Annotated in this window: 16 protein-coding genes; 3 read left to right on the top strand and 13 right to left on the bottom strand. The window is 40.9% G+C overall.

The features are described from left to right. Positions 1-253: 253 nt before the first annotated feature. The 13 genes from flgL to L4C37_RS04960 all read right to left on the bottom strand — a co-directional run bounded on the left by flgL (position 254) and on the right by L4C37_RS04960 (position 13,193). On the bottom strand, positions 254-1,447 hold the full coding sequence (gene flgL / locus L4C37_RS05020) for a flagellar hook-associated protein FlgL (protein ID WP_137374801.1): 1,194 nt from the start codon (positions 1,445-1,447) through the stop codon (positions 254-256). Positions 1,448-1,459: 12 nt separating this feature from the next. Next, positions 1,460-3,340, bottom strand: coding sequence for a flagellar hook-associated protein FlgK (flgK, locus tag L4C37_RS05015; protein ID WP_429768046.1), 1,881 nt, complete (start codon positions 3,338-3,340; stop codon positions 1,460-1,462). Positions 3,341-3,528: 188 nt separating this feature from the next. Further along, positions 3,529-4,449, bottom strand: coding sequence for a flagellar assembly peptidoglycan hydrolase FlgJ (flgJ, locus tag L4C37_RS05010; protein ID WP_137374803.1), 921 nt, complete (start codon positions 4,447-4,449; stop codon positions 3,529-3,531). Positions 4,450-4,459: 10 nt separating this feature from the next. Beyond that, positions 4,460-5,551 (bottom strand): flagellar basal body P-ring protein FlgI, encoded by a 1,092-nt coding sequence (locus tag L4C37_RS05005; protein WP_137374804.1) that lies wholly within the window; start codon positions 5,549-5,551, stop codon positions 4,460-4,462. A 71-nt stretch (positions 5,552-5,622) separates the two neighbouring features. Then, the gene (gene flgH, locus L4C37_RS05000; protein ID WP_372265235.1) at positions 5,623-6,399 is read right to left on the bottom strand and encodes a flagellar basal body L-ring protein FlgH; all 777 of its coding nucleotides are present in this window, start codon (positions 6,397-6,399) and stop codon (positions 5,623-5,625) included. 41 nt (positions 6,400-6,440) lie between these two features. Beyond that, positions 6,441-7,229, bottom strand: a complete 789-nt coding sequence (flgG, locus tag L4C37_RS04995) for a flagellar basal-body rod protein FlgG (RefSeq protein ID WP_137374806.1) — start codon at positions 7,227-7,229, stop codon at positions 6,441-6,443. Between the two features lie 21 nt (positions 7,230-7,250). Continuing rightward, positions 7,251-8,000, bottom strand: a complete 750-nt coding sequence (flgF, locus tag L4C37_RS04990) for a flagellar basal-body rod protein FlgF (protein ID WP_137374807.1) — start codon at positions 7,998-8,000, stop codon at positions 7,251-7,253. A 244-nt stretch (positions 8,001-8,244) separates the two neighbouring features. Further along, positions 8,245-9,555, bottom strand: a complete 1,311-nt coding sequence (gene flgE, locus L4C37_RS04985; RefSeq protein ID WP_137374808.1) for a flagellar hook protein FlgE — start codon at positions 9,553-9,555, stop codon at positions 8,245-8,247. A gap of 48 nt (positions 9,556-9,603) precedes the next feature. Continuing rightward, a complete protein-coding gene (flgD, locus tag L4C37_RS04980) occupies positions 9,604-10,311 on the bottom strand; it encodes a flagellar hook assembly protein FlgD (RefSeq protein WP_137374809.1) in 708 nt (235 codons plus the stop codon). Positions 10,312-10,328: 17 nt separating this feature from the next. After that, positions 10,329-10,745, bottom strand: coding sequence for a flagellar basal body rod protein FlgC (flgC, locus tag L4C37_RS04975; RefSeq protein ID WP_137374810.1), 417 nt, complete (start codon positions 10,743-10,745; stop codon positions 10,329-10,331). A gap of 4 nt (positions 10,746-10,749) precedes the next feature. Beyond that, the gene (flgB, locus tag L4C37_RS04970) at positions 10,750-11,145 is read right to left on the bottom strand and encodes a flagellar basal body rod protein FlgB (protein ID WP_137374811.1); all 396 of its coding nucleotides are present in this window, start codon (positions 11,143-11,145) and stop codon (positions 10,750-10,752) included. A 282-nt stretch (positions 11,146-11,427) separates the two neighbouring features. Continuing rightward, on the bottom strand, positions 11,428-12,255 hold the full coding sequence (locus L4C37_RS04965; RefSeq protein ID WP_137374812.1) for a protein-glutamate O-methyltransferase: 828 nt from the start codon (positions 12,253-12,255) through the stop codon (positions 11,428-11,430). Positions 12,256-12,266: 11 nt separating this feature from the next. Continuing rightward, entirely contained in the window at positions 12,267-13,193 is a 927-nt protein-coding gene (locus L4C37_RS04960; protein ID WP_137374813.1) for a chemotaxis protein CheV, read from the bottom strand. 77 nt (positions 13,194-13,270) lie between these two features. Between L4C37_RS04960 and flgA the strand changes: the two genes are divergently transcribed. From flgA to L4C37_RS04945, 3 genes are all read left to right on the top strand, one after another. Further along, positions 13,271-14,017 (top strand): flagellar basal body P-ring formation chaperone FlgA, encoded by a 747-nt coding sequence (gene flgA, locus L4C37_RS04955; protein WP_429768045.1) that lies wholly within the window; start codon positions 13,271-13,273, stop codon positions 14,015-14,017. Positions 14,018-14,186: 169 nt separating this feature from the next. Further along, on the top strand, positions 14,187-14,504 hold the full coding sequence (gene flgM, locus L4C37_RS04950; RefSeq protein ID WP_137374815.1) for a flagellar biosynthesis anti-sigma factor FlgM: 318 nt from the start codon (positions 14,187-14,189) through the stop codon (positions 14,502-14,504). 29 nt (positions 14,505-14,533) lie between these two features. Further along, a complete protein-coding gene (locus L4C37_RS04945) occupies positions 14,534-14,959 on the top strand; it encodes a flagella synthesis protein FlgN (protein WP_273296852.1) in 426 nt (141 codons plus the stop codon). The last annotated feature ends 120 nt before the right edge of the window (positions 14,960-15,079 follow it).

Here is a 15,079-nt window from a genome sequence, read left to right as displayed (position 1 = left end):
AATATTAGACTTAAATTTCAACAACTTGATAGAACAAAAACAGATAACATTTCACTATCACCTGACAAGCTAAGATATATTTGTATAAAAGATTGCCGCTTTTTTTGCCACATTCACTTTAAAACAAATACCTAAGCTACTTTTTATTCATGACTTACGATTCAAACCTCAGAATTTCACATTCTCGCTAGAAGCACTTACGGCATAGCACATAAGGCAACTCTAGGTGACTCAACAAATTCTGAAGGAACCGTTAGATATAATTAAATAATGTTAGATCTTTCGTTTTACCAAACGCCTGCTGAGAAGCTTGCAGCGCTCGAGAGTTTTCATTAAATTCAATAATGGCTTTGGAGTAATCTAAATCTTCAAAATTACTCTTAGCTTTCGCTAAAGAAAGCTTAAAATCTTCATGTTGCTGTTCTTGAATATCTAAAGTACTTAACCTTGCACCCACATCTGTGCGAGCCTTGGTGATATGAATGAAGGCGGCATGAAACTCTTCAGTGACCTGGTGAAGTTTTGCCGTAGCAGAAGTATCTGACACGGATGACTCAGCTAAACGAGACGCTTCTTTAAACGTATCGAAAATACTAAAGCTACTTCTTGGTTCTAAAGAAATTGAATCGCCTTTGGTAATCTGCCCTTTAATTTGGATTTTGATATTTTCATATTCAATTCCGGTTTGAGGGTCAAACTCCTTCGCATCTACCACACTGCCATCTTTCTCTAATTGGTAGCCAAACTTACCGTTTTGCATATCTACAAATGTGACTTTGTAGTTAGATGAATCCTGAAAGGTACTGCTTGTCGCTTTCTCTAACAGTAAATCTGAACCTGTTTGTAATTCATACTGAGGCTCAAAATCACCAAATGGATTATCAATTTCCATAAAGAGCTTACTGCCAGGATCATTCATCGCCATTTCGAAGCTACTGGCGATGCGCATTTTTCTTTGGTAGTCATCACCGGCATAAGTCACGTTACCCTCATTATCTCTAAAGAAGGGCTGACTCTTAGGCTTAGTACCCGCAAAGGTATAGTTACCGGACTCATCTTGGGTATTCGCCAAGTTAAGGAAATTATTTGATAATTCTTGTATCTCACGCTGTTTCGCTAATCGATCTTCTGGCGATAAAGAACCATTAATCATTTCCATAACGGTTCGTTTCGCTTCATCAGCAAAACTTTCAGAGTTGGAAATAATCACTTCATGGTGCTCTAAACGGTTACGAACCAAAATAATCGCATCACCGTACTGCTTTAATTGTTCTGACTGCTGACCAATATTCTGAAGATAATGGGTTGCCAAAGGGTCATCACTCGGAGACATCAGCTTTTTACCAGAAGCGAGTTGAGCTTGGTTGTGATGCACCTTATTTTCTTGACGACGCAAATCATTTTGTACTGATTGATAGTTATGGAAACTAGAAATACGATTTAACATTTATCTATCTCCCTATCTCAGAGCTAAAATGGTATTGAATGTATCGTTCGCCGCTTGCATAACACGTGAAGAAGCCATATAAGCTTGCTGAAATTTCATCATGTTTGCCGCTTCTTCATCTAAGTTAACCCCCGAGATGGAAGCAATTCGCTCTTGGGCAGATTCTTTCTCTAATGTCGCAATATCGCTGAGTCTGATAGCGGTTGATGCTTTCAACCCGGTGCTGGTATTCAAATTATGATAGATATCAAGAACGGTAGATTCGCCGTTATCTAAATTTTTATCTGTCTGAATATCTTGTAATTTTCTTAAGTTACCGTTATCCCCCTCAGAAGGGACTAAGTTCGCGGTAAACTTATCGTTAGCAATAGCACCTTTGGTTAATTCAAACGTTGTGCCCTGAACCGTCACAGGTTCTGTTGGTGGATACGGTTGGGGCTGCATTAATACATTCCCTTTAGTATCTGTTACTGCAAATTGATCACCTTTAGGGGATACAATTACTTCAAACTCTCGCAAAGCACCCGCGGCTAAAATTTTAAACTCAGCAGTACCTTGCGCAAATGTGGTTGATGCTTCATAGCTTTGAGCCGCGATATTTTTTGGGTCGACGGTATTCATTTGCATTTGAGCCGCTGAATTACGAGTTGGTCGTAAAAGGACTTTTTCGCCAAGTTCTGGTGGGTTTCTTATTTCTACCCGCATACCATCAAGATAAAAGGCATTACCACTTGAGTCAGTGCTAACCTTAATAGTTTCTCCACTTGGCTTTGTTACTACATAGTCACTGCCGTCATAACGTAAACCATATTCGCCACCCTTCAATGTTGAAGGATCATCGATGAACACGGCAACCTCGGCATTAGATTGCCCACTTGTTATAGCTCGAGACTTTGCTGATATTTCTGAATTGACGTCAGAAAAAATATTACCGCCAACTTGTCCACGTAAGTCCAACCCCTGTGATTGGTAGGTATTCACTTCATGTGAAAAAGAAACCGCTAAACGCCCCAATTCATCCATCACTTCCGGGATTAAGTTGTCACGCATATCTAGCATGGCACCAATTTTCCCATCAATATCTTGGCTAGTAATCGGCTTAACCACTTGCCCTTCAACTATTGCCAGTCGGCGTTGATGGGTATCCGGGATGCCGTTCACCAAACGTAGTTGGCTGGCTTCGGTTCCCGACACTAATGTATGGCCGTTACCAATATGGACATTAAAACCTTCAGAGTTTGAACGTGGAGTCACAGTCACTTTGGTGTAGCCCGATAATTCATTGATCAGCTTTTCATGCTCATCTCGTAAATCATTATGTGGACCTGGTGCTCTCATCATTAAGCGTTGAACATCACGAATCTCAACCGCAAGTTGATTCACACGCTCGATACCCATATCTAATTTTTTATTCGACACATCAGATTGCTTACGAATCGTTTCGTGGAATTCATTTAATGTTTGAGTAATCAAGCCTGCTTTTTCTAGTACTACTTTACGGGCACCTACATCATTTGGAGTGTCCGCAAGGGTTTTTACTGCATCGAACCACTCATTTAAGTGTTCTGGAATTTTTTGAGATGCAACGGAAGACAACATGCTAGAAAGCATATCGATATTAGATTCAGCATCACTTTTATTGGCGGCATTGGTTGTCGATAGGTTCAGTTCGTTAACGGCAAACTGATCCCACGAGCGGCGAACATTTTCCACGTGAACGCCCATACCATAAGTTTGTCCACCAAACTGGCGTGGGTCATTAACGCCTTGAATAACAGATTGACGGCTATAGCCTTCTGTATTCGCGTTCGAAATGTTATGACCTGTGGTGTTTAACTGTCTCTGAGCGGTAAGAACACTTTGTGTACCTACATTCAGAAGATCCGACGCCATAATGCCCCCAAAAAACTTAATATAATCAGGATTAACTGATTCAACTAACAATAGAAAAGCAAAATACATGCCACTATTTAAATTAAGCTTTTAAAAGGTAAGTGTCTGAATAGATGAAAGATATAAAATAGGAAGGTTTAGCTGAAATAAAAAAGAGCTTCGATAAGAAAGCTCTTTTTTATCTTTTATTACATTTGGTCAATCTTAGCTTTTACACGTAAGACTTTATCAGCATAGTTTGGATCGGTCGCGTATCCAGCCTGATGAATTCCATTAATAAAGGAGCTTGAATCACCTTTATGCTGTAGAGCCGTTTCATACCTTGGATTTTCATTCAAGAATTTCACATAATCGTTAAAACTGTCTTCAAACGAAGAGTACGAACGGAAAGAAGCTGACTCTTTAACCGGAGTTTTGCCATGAAACTCTAGAGTTTGAGTGGCAACCTTCTCACCTTTCCAACTGCGATCTGCTTTGATATTAAACAGATTATTACTGTTGCCCAAAGAGTTTTTTACCATCTTAGAGCCCCAGCCAGTTTCAAGCGCAGCTTGAGCTAATAACAACGATGAATCCACACCCAAAGCTTGGGCTGCTTTTTCAGCGTAAGGTTTCATTGAGGTCACAAAAGACTCTGGAGAATCAAAAGATGTAGGCTGAGGTTTATTATTCATCGCCGCAATTTCAGGCGATGCAGCTTGAGTCTCAGAACGAGCGGAAAACTTCGGTCTTTCTAAAGCAGGATCAAAACCATCTGTACGGACTTTAGCTTCAGTGCCATCAGCCGCCTTGCCTGAGCTCAATTGAGCAACAATCATATCGGCTAAACCTAAAGAGCCTGAAGCACTTAGTTCACTCGACATTTGGTCATCCAACATTTGACGGTAAAAATTTTCATTTTCACTGCTTAACATGTCAGACTTAAAGCTGGAGTTTGCATCACGCATTGATTTAAAAAGCATTGAAGTAAAGATAGATTCAAATTGCTTAGCCGCGGCTTGCAATGCTGCTTCTTCACCGCCTTCTTCACCATTAACAGCCTGCTGACGTAACCGGTCTAAGCTGCCAATATCATGAATAAATCCGATGTCATTATTATTCTTAATCATGTCATCGCTCCTAGATAACGATCAGCTGACCTTCAATCGCACCAGCTTGTTTCAGTGCTTGAAGTATCGCCATTAAATCAGAAGGAGCTGCACCAACCTCGTTTACTGCTCGAACAAGATCATCAAGCGTTAAACCAGGTTCAAATTTAAACATCTTGCCGTCAGCTTCAGTTACCTCAATATCGGTATCAGGAACCACTGCCGTTTGCCCACCAGCAAAAGCATTAGGTTGGCTCACATTAAGATTTTCTTTGATCGCAACCGTCATACCACCGTGAGTAACAGCAGCAGACCTTAGGCGAACATTTTTACCAACAACAATAGTGCCGGTTCGAGAGTTAACAATAATTTTTGCCGCCCCTTCTGCTGGATCGAATTCCACATTCTCGACAGCTGATAAGAAAGCAACTCGTTGGCTAATTTCACGAGGAGCGCGAATACGAACAGAAGTAGCGTCTACTGCTGATGCCATTTGAGGACCGAGGAAATTATTTACTGCATCAGCCAAACGTTGAGCGGTAGTAAAATCTGATTCAATTAAGTTAAACGTAATATAGTCACCACGACCAAATGGTGTAGGTACTTCTTGCTCAACCATCGCGCCACTAGAGATGATACCCACATTTGGGTTGTTACCTACAATTTTAGAACCGTCATTACCTTCTGCACTAAAACCACTTACGACAAGGTTACCTTGTGCGATGGCATAAACTTGCCCATCCAAACCTTTTAGAAACGTTTGTAGAAGCGTACCGCCACGTAAGCTTTTTGCAGAACCAATAGAAGAAACAGTTACATCAACTTGTTGACCTTGCTTAGAAAAAGCCGGCAGTTCTGCTGTAACAATCACCGCTGCAACATTCTTTGTTTTTGGTTTAGTACCTGGCGGCAATTGAATGCCAAAGTTTTGCAGCATCGCGTTAAACGTTTGATCGGTAAAGGGAGTTGTTTCACCTGTACCTGGAAGACCGGTTACTAGACCATAGCCCACTAATTGGTTACTACGAACACCAGCAACTTTTGCCACATCTTTGATGCGAGCGGCATGCACACTGGTGGCAAGGAAAATCATGCTCAGTAGTATTAATGTTAGCTTTTTCATAGTAGTAACCTGTCTTTGAAGTGTTCGTGTATTTCAAAGTAAATGCTAAAAGTTCGACATTTACCGAGTTGCTATAAAGCTACATTAAAGAATCGTGCCAAGAATCCAGGCTCTTGCATATCTTGTTGTACGCCGGTGCCTGAATACTGAATTCTTGCGTTCGATACTCGGTTAGAAGCGATGGTATTATCGAAAGCAATATCATCAGGTCGAATCGTGCCACTTAGACGAATATATTCATCACCAGTGTTTAGTGTCATCCATTTTTCACCACGTACTACCAAGTTACCATTCGCCAGCACTTCAATAACTTCTACCGTGATATAGCCACTAATACTGTTACTTTGATTAGCCGATGCATCACCAGCAAACGTGTTGGTATTACTTAAATCATAAGAGAAGTTGTATTTGTCTATCGTCAACTCTTGACCACCAACCGCTAGAGGTTCCATGGATGAATCATTTGATTTAGACATATCTGCATTAGCTTTTTTAGTCGCGCGGGTATTTTCATCTAATGCCACTGTAATAATGTCACCAATACCGTGTGGTTTTGAGTCATCGTACATGCTGCCAATATGGTTCACATTAAATAAAGACCCAGTCGCTGCCGCATAGTGCTCTGGCTTCTCTTTGGGATGAATTGGCGCCCAAGCAGGGTCACCAGCAATTGGGTCGGTACGCCCACGTAAAGTATCAACAATACCTGAACTCTCTTCACTCGACTTATCACCTTCGACCGCATCGACAACCGTCGTTGCGTTTTCTTCGGCTGGAGTTTCTATCGGCTCAAGCATACTACAGCCCGACATCGAAGCGATTAAGGTTAATAAAAGGATACGTTTCATGTTGATACTCTCTCAATTACCATTAAGTAAACGGGTTAAACTTAAAGTTGTTGGTTAACAAAGCTCATCATCTTATCCACGGATGAGATCACTTTAGAGTTCATTTCATATACACGCTGAGCTTCAATCATATTAACAAGCTCCTCGGTTACGTTTACGTTTGAAGTTTCTAGCATAGACTGTCGAACATTACCTAAACCGTCGAAACCCGGGACACCTTCTTGAGGGTCACCACTTGCACCAGTTGGCAAGTAAAGGTTTTGTCCAATCGGCTCTAGACCGCCTGGGTTCACAAAATCTGTAATTGTAATCTGACCAACCACAACGTTATTTTGTTCGCCACGCATTCTTACTGATACTTCACCATCGTTACCAACTGTGACTGAGATTGCATCATCAGGAATTACAATTTCTGGTTGTAAACGGTAGCCCTGACCGGAAGTCACGATAGCTCCATCACCATCTAGCGTAAATTGACCATTACGGCTGTAACCGGTTTCCCCATCTGGCATTTCGATTTGGAAAAAGCCGTCACCTTCGATCATCATATCTAGGCTGTTTGTCGTTGTTTGTGCATTACCATGCGTGTGTACTTTTTGTGTTGCCACAACTTTTGCACCTGCACCTAGCATCAAACCACTTGGAAGTTCAGTATTCTGCGAAGACTGACCACCAGGTTGGTTAATATTCTGATAAAACAAGTCTTCAAATACTGGGCGGCTTTTTTTAAAACCAATTGTTGATGCGTTAGCTAAGTTATTTGAAATGGTTGAGATATTGGTTTGTTGGGCATCTAAACCTGTTTTACTTACCCATAATGCTGGATGCATAGCAATCCCCTTAAAAGTCTATTAGCTCATACGAAGCAGTGAATCAGACGATTTGTCCATTTCTTCTGCTGTGCTCATCATTTTGACCTGCATTTCAAATTGACGCTGTAAGTCAATAAGGCTGGTCATTTCACCAACGGCATTTACGTTACTGCCTTCTACAGCGCCGGTAAGTATTTTTACCGCGGCGTCTGCTTCGTATGCCTGATCTGGGTTTTTCGAACGAAATAGACCATTCGTGTCTTTAAATAACGTTTGATTATCTGGACGGACTAACTTGATCCGATCAACCACTGCGAGTTCTTCTGCTGGAGCGCCTTGAGGAATCACAGAAATTGTACCGTCAGAGCCAATCTCAATTTTACTAAGTGGAATAGGAAGAGTAATAGGTGCGCCATTATCACCAAGAATTAGGTGACCACTGCCATTTGATAGCATACCGTTTTGGTCAATCTTTAGATTGCCATTACGAGTTAAGCCTTCACGACCAGTTTTATCCATAACCGAAATCCAACCGTCACCTTCAATCGTAACGTCAAGATCACGACCGGTTGTTACTACGCTTCCTTGAGAGAAATTATGACCCGGGCGTTCTGTCATGCTGAATACGCGAGTAGGTAAACCTTCACCATACGCTTGCATTGAACGAGCTTGTGCTAAATCGGCACGAAAACCTGTTGTACTCACGTTAGCAAGGTTGTTTGCGCGTAGCTGCAAAGCTTGCATATTTTGCTTAGCGCCGCTCATGGCAAGAAACAGTGCACGATCCATAATTTGCTCCAAAAAATCACATCTGGATCAATTAAAGCAATTGGCGTGCCAACATTAAAATTACTTATTTATCAAGTAATTAATTAAATTAGAGGGGAGGTTGATAACCGATATTAATCGGTAATGAAAGGATATTGCCTGCGGCAAAGGTAAAGTGGCAATTCAAACGGCAAATACATACACAGCAATAATACCCAACTCACATCTATGAATTGGGTATTATTTCGATTCAGAGCAGAACTAATTATCGAATCTGAAGGATATTTTGCTGTAGCTGGTTATGTACTTCAAGAGAACGGGAGTTCGCTTGGAAGTTACGCTGAGCGGAGATTAAATCTACCAACTCTTGAGTCATATCGATGTTCGATTGCTCAAGTGAACCATTGTTGATGCCACCAAATGAACCTTTATTCGATTCGCCCCAGATTTTATCGCCTGAGTAATTGGTAGAATCCCACTGAGTACCACCTTTTTTGTCTAGACCTTGTTCATTAGGTACACGAACCAAGCCTACACGTCCAAGCATTACATTCTCACCATTCGAATACGTACCTAGTACTGTTCCGTATTCATCAAAGTCGATCTTGGTAAGGAAACCCGTTGTTGCACCATCTTCATCAAACTTTGTCAGCTCAAATGGAGCAGCAAACTGAGTTGAAGAGTCTAAACCAAGTTTTAATACTTGTGTTGGATCGGCACCATTTAGATCCACAGGTGTTGGATTTGTAGGGTCACCAAGAGCAACAGATGTGATCGGTTGACCGTTATTCAGGCTCGCCAATGTACCATCATTGTTAAACTTCATAGTGTGACCAACGTGACCTGTAGCATTTGCCGCATCACCTGCATTGATATTTAGTGGTTTTTCACCTGCGTCATCAGTCATGGTGTAGTACGTTTGCCACGTATTCGGCTGTGTTTGATCTTTTAGGTAGTATGTCGTTAATTTGTACGACTGACCCATTGAATCATAAACGGTTGAAGAGGTTGCACGGTTATAAGTATCCGGGTCTTCAAAGTCGAATGCAGCAGGATCTTTCAAATCACCGTTAGCAGGAAGGTTTACACCGACATCGATGTTTTCTGTCTGCTTAGGCTTACCAAACTCAGCTGGAATGTCTAACGGCTTTGGCGCATAAGAAAGAACTTCACCGCTATCAGGATCAACATCGTAACCTAAAAGAAACTCATCGTTAGACGTAACCATGAAGTTATCTTTATTTAAATGGAAGGCACCATTACGTGTTAATTCATTAATCTCAGGGATCATTTTGTCTTTAGAAACAGCAAAGAAACCAGTACCACTTACACGTAAATCCATTGGATTATTCGTGTAAACGCTTGAACCTTCGTGGAACTGCTGAGCAACTTTTGCCGCCTGAGCACCGCCACCTGGAGTGGTTTTACCGTTTGTAAATAAAGAGCTTGAGTACACATCACCGAATTCAGCTCGAGACTCTTTAAAGCCAAAGGTGTTTGCATTCGCAATGTTGTTACTCGTTGTGTTCAAATCTAATTGAGCTGCGGATAAACCGCTTAAAGATACATATGACATTCCAATATTCTCCTAATCTAGCTAGCTTAATTACTCAATAAAGAGCGACTACGCTTTGCCAACTTCTAATACTTCGGCAAGTCGAACTGGCGAAGTGAAACCAGCCAGATTGAGTAGTACGTTGCCATCACCTTTACCAAGAAGCACACTATTCACGTTCGCATAAGTCGAAACTGGGAATTCTGTGTTCTCACCATCAAGTAAACCCGCCGCTTTCACATTGTATTTACCCGCCGGCAATGGATTACCGTCTTCGTCTTTTCCGTCCCATTCAACACGAGTGTCACCAGCAGGTTTTGCACCAACATCCAATGTACGAACTAATTGCCCAACTTCGTTTTCAACTCTAACCATAAGGTTATCCATTGCTTGAGGAAGTTTAACCATTGCCGCCATTCCGCTGTTGCCTGCTTTCACACCTGCCGCTCCAGGAACCAACACATCTCGACCGACTAAAGAAGAAGCCTGAAGTGCTTGGTTAGATGTCATTGATGAATTCAAGCTTTCAAACTGTGTATTCATTTTCTCAATGCCATCAACGGTCGCAAATGAAGCCATTTGCGCAATCATTTGGTCGTTTCCAACCGGCTTGAAAGGGTCTTGCTGAGCAAGTTGCTTCGTTAACAAAGATAAGAAGTCTTCTTGCTTAAGCTCTTGCTTACCTGTTGTTTCATCCGGCTTCTTGTTGTCTTGAAGACTCTTTAGTTGGTCAACATAGGACAAGCCGCTTTGACCAACATTATTGATTCCAGCCATATGCTACCTCCTTATCCTTATTGACCCATCTGCAGCGTACGCAGCAGCATTTGTTTACTTGAGTCTGCTACTTGTACGTTGGTTTGGTACGCGCGAGATGCAGAAATCATATTAGCCATTTCTTCCATAACGTTAACGTTAGGTTTGTAGATGTAACCTTCGTCGTTCGCTAGTGGGTGATCAGGGTTGTACTCTGCATTAAGTGGTTTATCACTTTCTACAATACCCATGACCTTTACAGGAACGGTGTGCCCACCAGCATTACGAGCCTGACTTAACTCGGCACCAAATACGGCGTGACGAGCTTTATAAGTATCTTCAGCTGAGCTGCTGATACTATCGGCATTTGCCAGGTTACTTGAGGTGGTATTTAGACGAATAGATTCAGCGCTCATAGCAGAACCAGTCACATTGAATACATTAAATAAGCTCATCTAATTACTCCCCTTTAAGTGCTTTCGTTAAGTTCTTGAATTTACTTCCTAAGAAGTCAAGAGATGCTTGGTGTCTAATTTGGTTTTGCATAAATAAGTTTCTTTCCAAATCCAAGTCCACCGTGTTGCCATCTCCTGTATCTGGTTGAGTAGGAGTTCGATACATCGTTTCTCCATTCACCGTAGTTGAGGCAGAAATATGCCGACCATCTGTTCGGCTAAGACCAATACTTGCCCCAGAACTTGCCGCCTGCAGTGATTTCTGAAAGTCTAATCCTTTTGCTTTATACCCAGGTGTGTTTGCTTGCGCGATATTGGTGGACAACACCTCAGCGTTTCGCTCACGTACACCAACAGTGTGCTGGTGAATACCTAATGCATTATCAAAAGAAATAGCCATGTAAACCTCAACTCAAGAACTGACTTTCATAAAATTATTAAAGCAATATATATACCAACTTTAAAATACTAAGTGGTTTTATATAAATTATACCGTTTAAATGCATTTYCATTGCTGTAGGAGCTAGCAATAAATACGCCATAGTTAGAGATCTTTGGAATGTCACTCTCTCTTAAAGATATCTGTTCTTCCAGAAAAAGAAAACCCAGCACTAGGCTGGGCTTTAATAATTCTGCATGACAGAGACGCTACTTAATTGGTAACCGCTATTTTAATTTAGAGCTACTTTAATTTGTAGATAATGCCTGGGTTACAACGAACCATTTCAAATCGGTCGGTTAAACCAGTTAAAGATTCTGACGCACCAAGTAGTAAATAACCGCCAGGATTTAAACTATTTGCCATTTGATTCAACACTTTTGATTTCATATCAGGTGAGAAATAAATCAAAACGTTACGACAAAAAATGATATCGAATTTACCAAGTAACGCATAACTATCCATCAAATTTTGAGGGCGGAAGTTAACCATACGCTTTACATTATCTTTTACCTTCATTCGACCATCGCCTGCATCTTCAAAGAAAGTGCGACGACGTTCAGGAGAAAGACCACGTCCAAGAGCTAAATTGTCATAAACACCAGCACGACACATATCCAGCATACTCGCTGAAATGTCAGTCGCCGTTATTGAGACGTTAGGCAGCATTCCTGGCTTACGAGATTGAGTTTCTAAAATAGTCATCGCCATAGAATACGGTTCTTGACCTGAAGAACTTGCCGCCGACCAAATTTTAATTGGGCGTTTATTTGCCGCTACTTCCGGTAAAAGCTTATCTGCTAATACAGCAAACGGATAAGTATCTCGGAACCAAAGTGTCTCATTTGTCGTCATGGCGTCTACAGCCGCAACTCTTAGTTCACGATTTCTGCCTGAAACCACATCTCTTAGTAAATCTGATAACGAAGCTAATTTAAACTTCGTTACTAATGGGCTGAGCCTACTACGCACTAAGTATTGCTTACTGTCGCCCAGTACAATGCCACATTGAGATTCTAAAAAACGGCTGAAATCGCGATATTCTTGATCACTTATTGTTATAGCAGTCATTAATGTCTCTTTTAGTTAGTTAGAGCAGCTTTCACCGCTGCACCAAGCTCATCTGGGTTGAATTTCGCGATAAAGGAGTTTGCTCCTACTCGCTCAACCATTGCTTGGTTAAATACACCACTTAATGAAGAGTGTAAAATTACATACAAATTCTTAAGCTCTGCATGTCGTCTAATTTCGGCAGTTAAAGTATAACCGTCCATTTCTGGCATTTCGATATCCGAAATCACTAATGAAATTTGATCGTAAATGCTGCCTTCGCCTGCCATTTCAAGCAGTTTTTCATAAGCTTCTTTACCATCTTTAGCCGAAACTACTTCGAAGCCGATTGATTCAATCGCGCGTTGAACTTGCTTACGTGCCACAGTAGAGTCATCAGCTATCAGTATACGACGAACAATTTCTTTTTCTGTTTCAACTTGAGCGATAGATTCGCCAATTGAAGCATCCATTGTTTCATCTACAGGTGATATTTCAGCAAGAATTTTTTCTACATCTAGAATTTCGACAAGTTCATCGTCGATATTCGTCACGGCAGTTAAGTAATGTTCTTTGCCTGAACCATCTGGCGGTGGAAGAATTGCTTCCCAGTGCATATTAACAATTCGATCAACTGAACTCACTAAGAATGCCTGTATAGTTCGGTTAAACTCTGCAATCACGACAAAGCATTTATCAATATCAGTCGTTGGTCGACCACCAACTGCTAAACTCAAATCTATAACCGATACAGTTTGCCCACGGATATGAGCCACCCCTTTCACTAAGTGGTGCAGATTTGGCATTAAAGTAAGTTTAGGGCACTGTAGTACTTCTTTTACTTTAAATACGTTGATGCCGTAGCGCTGACGCCCCATCAGGCGAAAGGTTAATAATTCCAATCGGTTTTGACCGACAAGTTGCGTACGCTGATTCACTGAATCAAGAATACCCGACATAAGCTCATCTCCATATCAAACTTTTAATAATAAAAAGTGTTAGTCTACTACAGGCTACGAACCATCAGAGAAACAGAATGATGTATTATAATTTAAATCTACATCTTTTTTCTATAACTAAGTGTAGAGCTTTCTATAAAACTTTTGCTAAGTCTATCGGCATTTTAGCAATTTTGTTTAGTTTTTTTGCTAAAGCTGCAACATATGAACAGATAGAAATGATCCAAACTGCGGCTGAAACCCATATTTCGAATACGGTTGAACAACCTATGGGCGGAGAATTGGTCATTAAAGCAGCCAATATAGATTCTCGTGTTAAGGCGACCGATTGCCCGATTCCTTTAGAAACCAGTGCTTCTACTACCAGCAATAAGCGAAGTAGCATCACCGTATTAGTTCAGTGTGTCCCAGATGAATGGCGCATCTATGTTCCAGTGCGTATGTCAATGTCTGTCCCTCTAGTCACAGCCACACGTTCTTTATCTCGTGGTGAGCTTTTAGGTCAATATGATGTGACGATCACTATGATTGAACTCAATAAATTTCGCAGACAAGGGTTCACTCAGGCCAAGCAAGTGGTTGGCGCTAAAGTGAAAAAGAATTTAAGACCTGGAGATGTCGTTGAGCGAGGTGATATTTGCGTAGTATGCCGTAATGAAAAAGTTGTGATTCAAGCAATAAAAGGTGGGATGGTTATCACAACTAAAGGTACCGCCCTCACTGATGGCTCTACAGGTGATCAAGTCAGGGTGAAAAATGACAAATCACAACGTATAATCGAAGGTGTTGTAACTGATATTTCAGAAGTTACGGTTTATTTCTAACCATTTTACTGAAAGCTTAGCCTGCCTGCATACAATATGATTTGCATGAGTAAGTAAGGATATCTATTACGTTCATTTTTTGATTACGAAGCAAAAAAATTGCTAAAGTAATCACACCTAAGGTCGATATTGACTGTACAGGTTCACATAATTGTAGAAAGGCATAGATATGGCAGGCATTGATAACATACGTTCGGGGCAAACTTTTACAACGACTAATCGTTCTTCTACCGCACGTTCTGATTCTAATACTCAGGCGTCTAGCTCTGAAGTTAGCTCAAAATCATCAGCGAAAGATGCTGTTTCACTGAGTCAACAAAGTAAAGCTCTTGGTCAATTGCATCAAGATATGGCTTCTCAACCTAGTTTCGACACTGCAAAAGTGGCAGCAATAAAAGAAGCGATCGCAAACGGGTCTTACACTGTCGACCCAGAAAAACTGGCTGACAACATGATCAAAATTGAGAGTGAACTAAAAGGTCTTTAAGCTTTAACTAGCTTAAGCAGGTTTCATTTATGGCGGCATTAGTAGATTTAATCAATTTTCAACTACAAAGCGCACAGTCTCTTTCTGAACTTTTAGAATTAGAGAAAGTTGCGATCACAGGTCGAAAATCTGGTGATATCGAACGCTTAGCTAAAGAGAAAGTGGTTTTAATTAATCAGCTCAATCAAACAGATCAAAGAATAGCCTCTCATAGTAATGTGAACGAATTGCGAGAAAAGCCTGAACTCGCCGATCTTGTATCGAAGATACAATCAATAGTACATGACTGCCAACAAGCAAATTTAACCAATGGTGAAGCTCTGAATCGTGCTCAACTCAGCTTTAATAAACTGAGCAACTTAATGCAGCAAAGTCAGGGTAAAATTGGGATGACTTACAATGCCGGAGGTCAAACCCGCACCATTTCCACACTAGGTACAAACCTCAAAGCCTAGTGATCGTTTATAATTAATATTAATCGCCTCTTCTTATCTTCTTATCTTCTTATCTTCTTATCTTCTTATCTTCTTATCTTCTTATCTTCTTATCTTCTTATCTTCTTAAAACAATGTAGC

The organism is Vibrio kagoshimensis (genome assembly GCF_050337535.1).
GTDB lineage: Bacteria > Pseudomonadota > Gammaproteobacteria > Enterobacterales > Vibrionaceae > Vibrio > Vibrio gallaecicus.
Note: the sequence above shows the minus strand (reverse complement) of the source record. Positions and strands in the feature narration are given on the sequence as shown.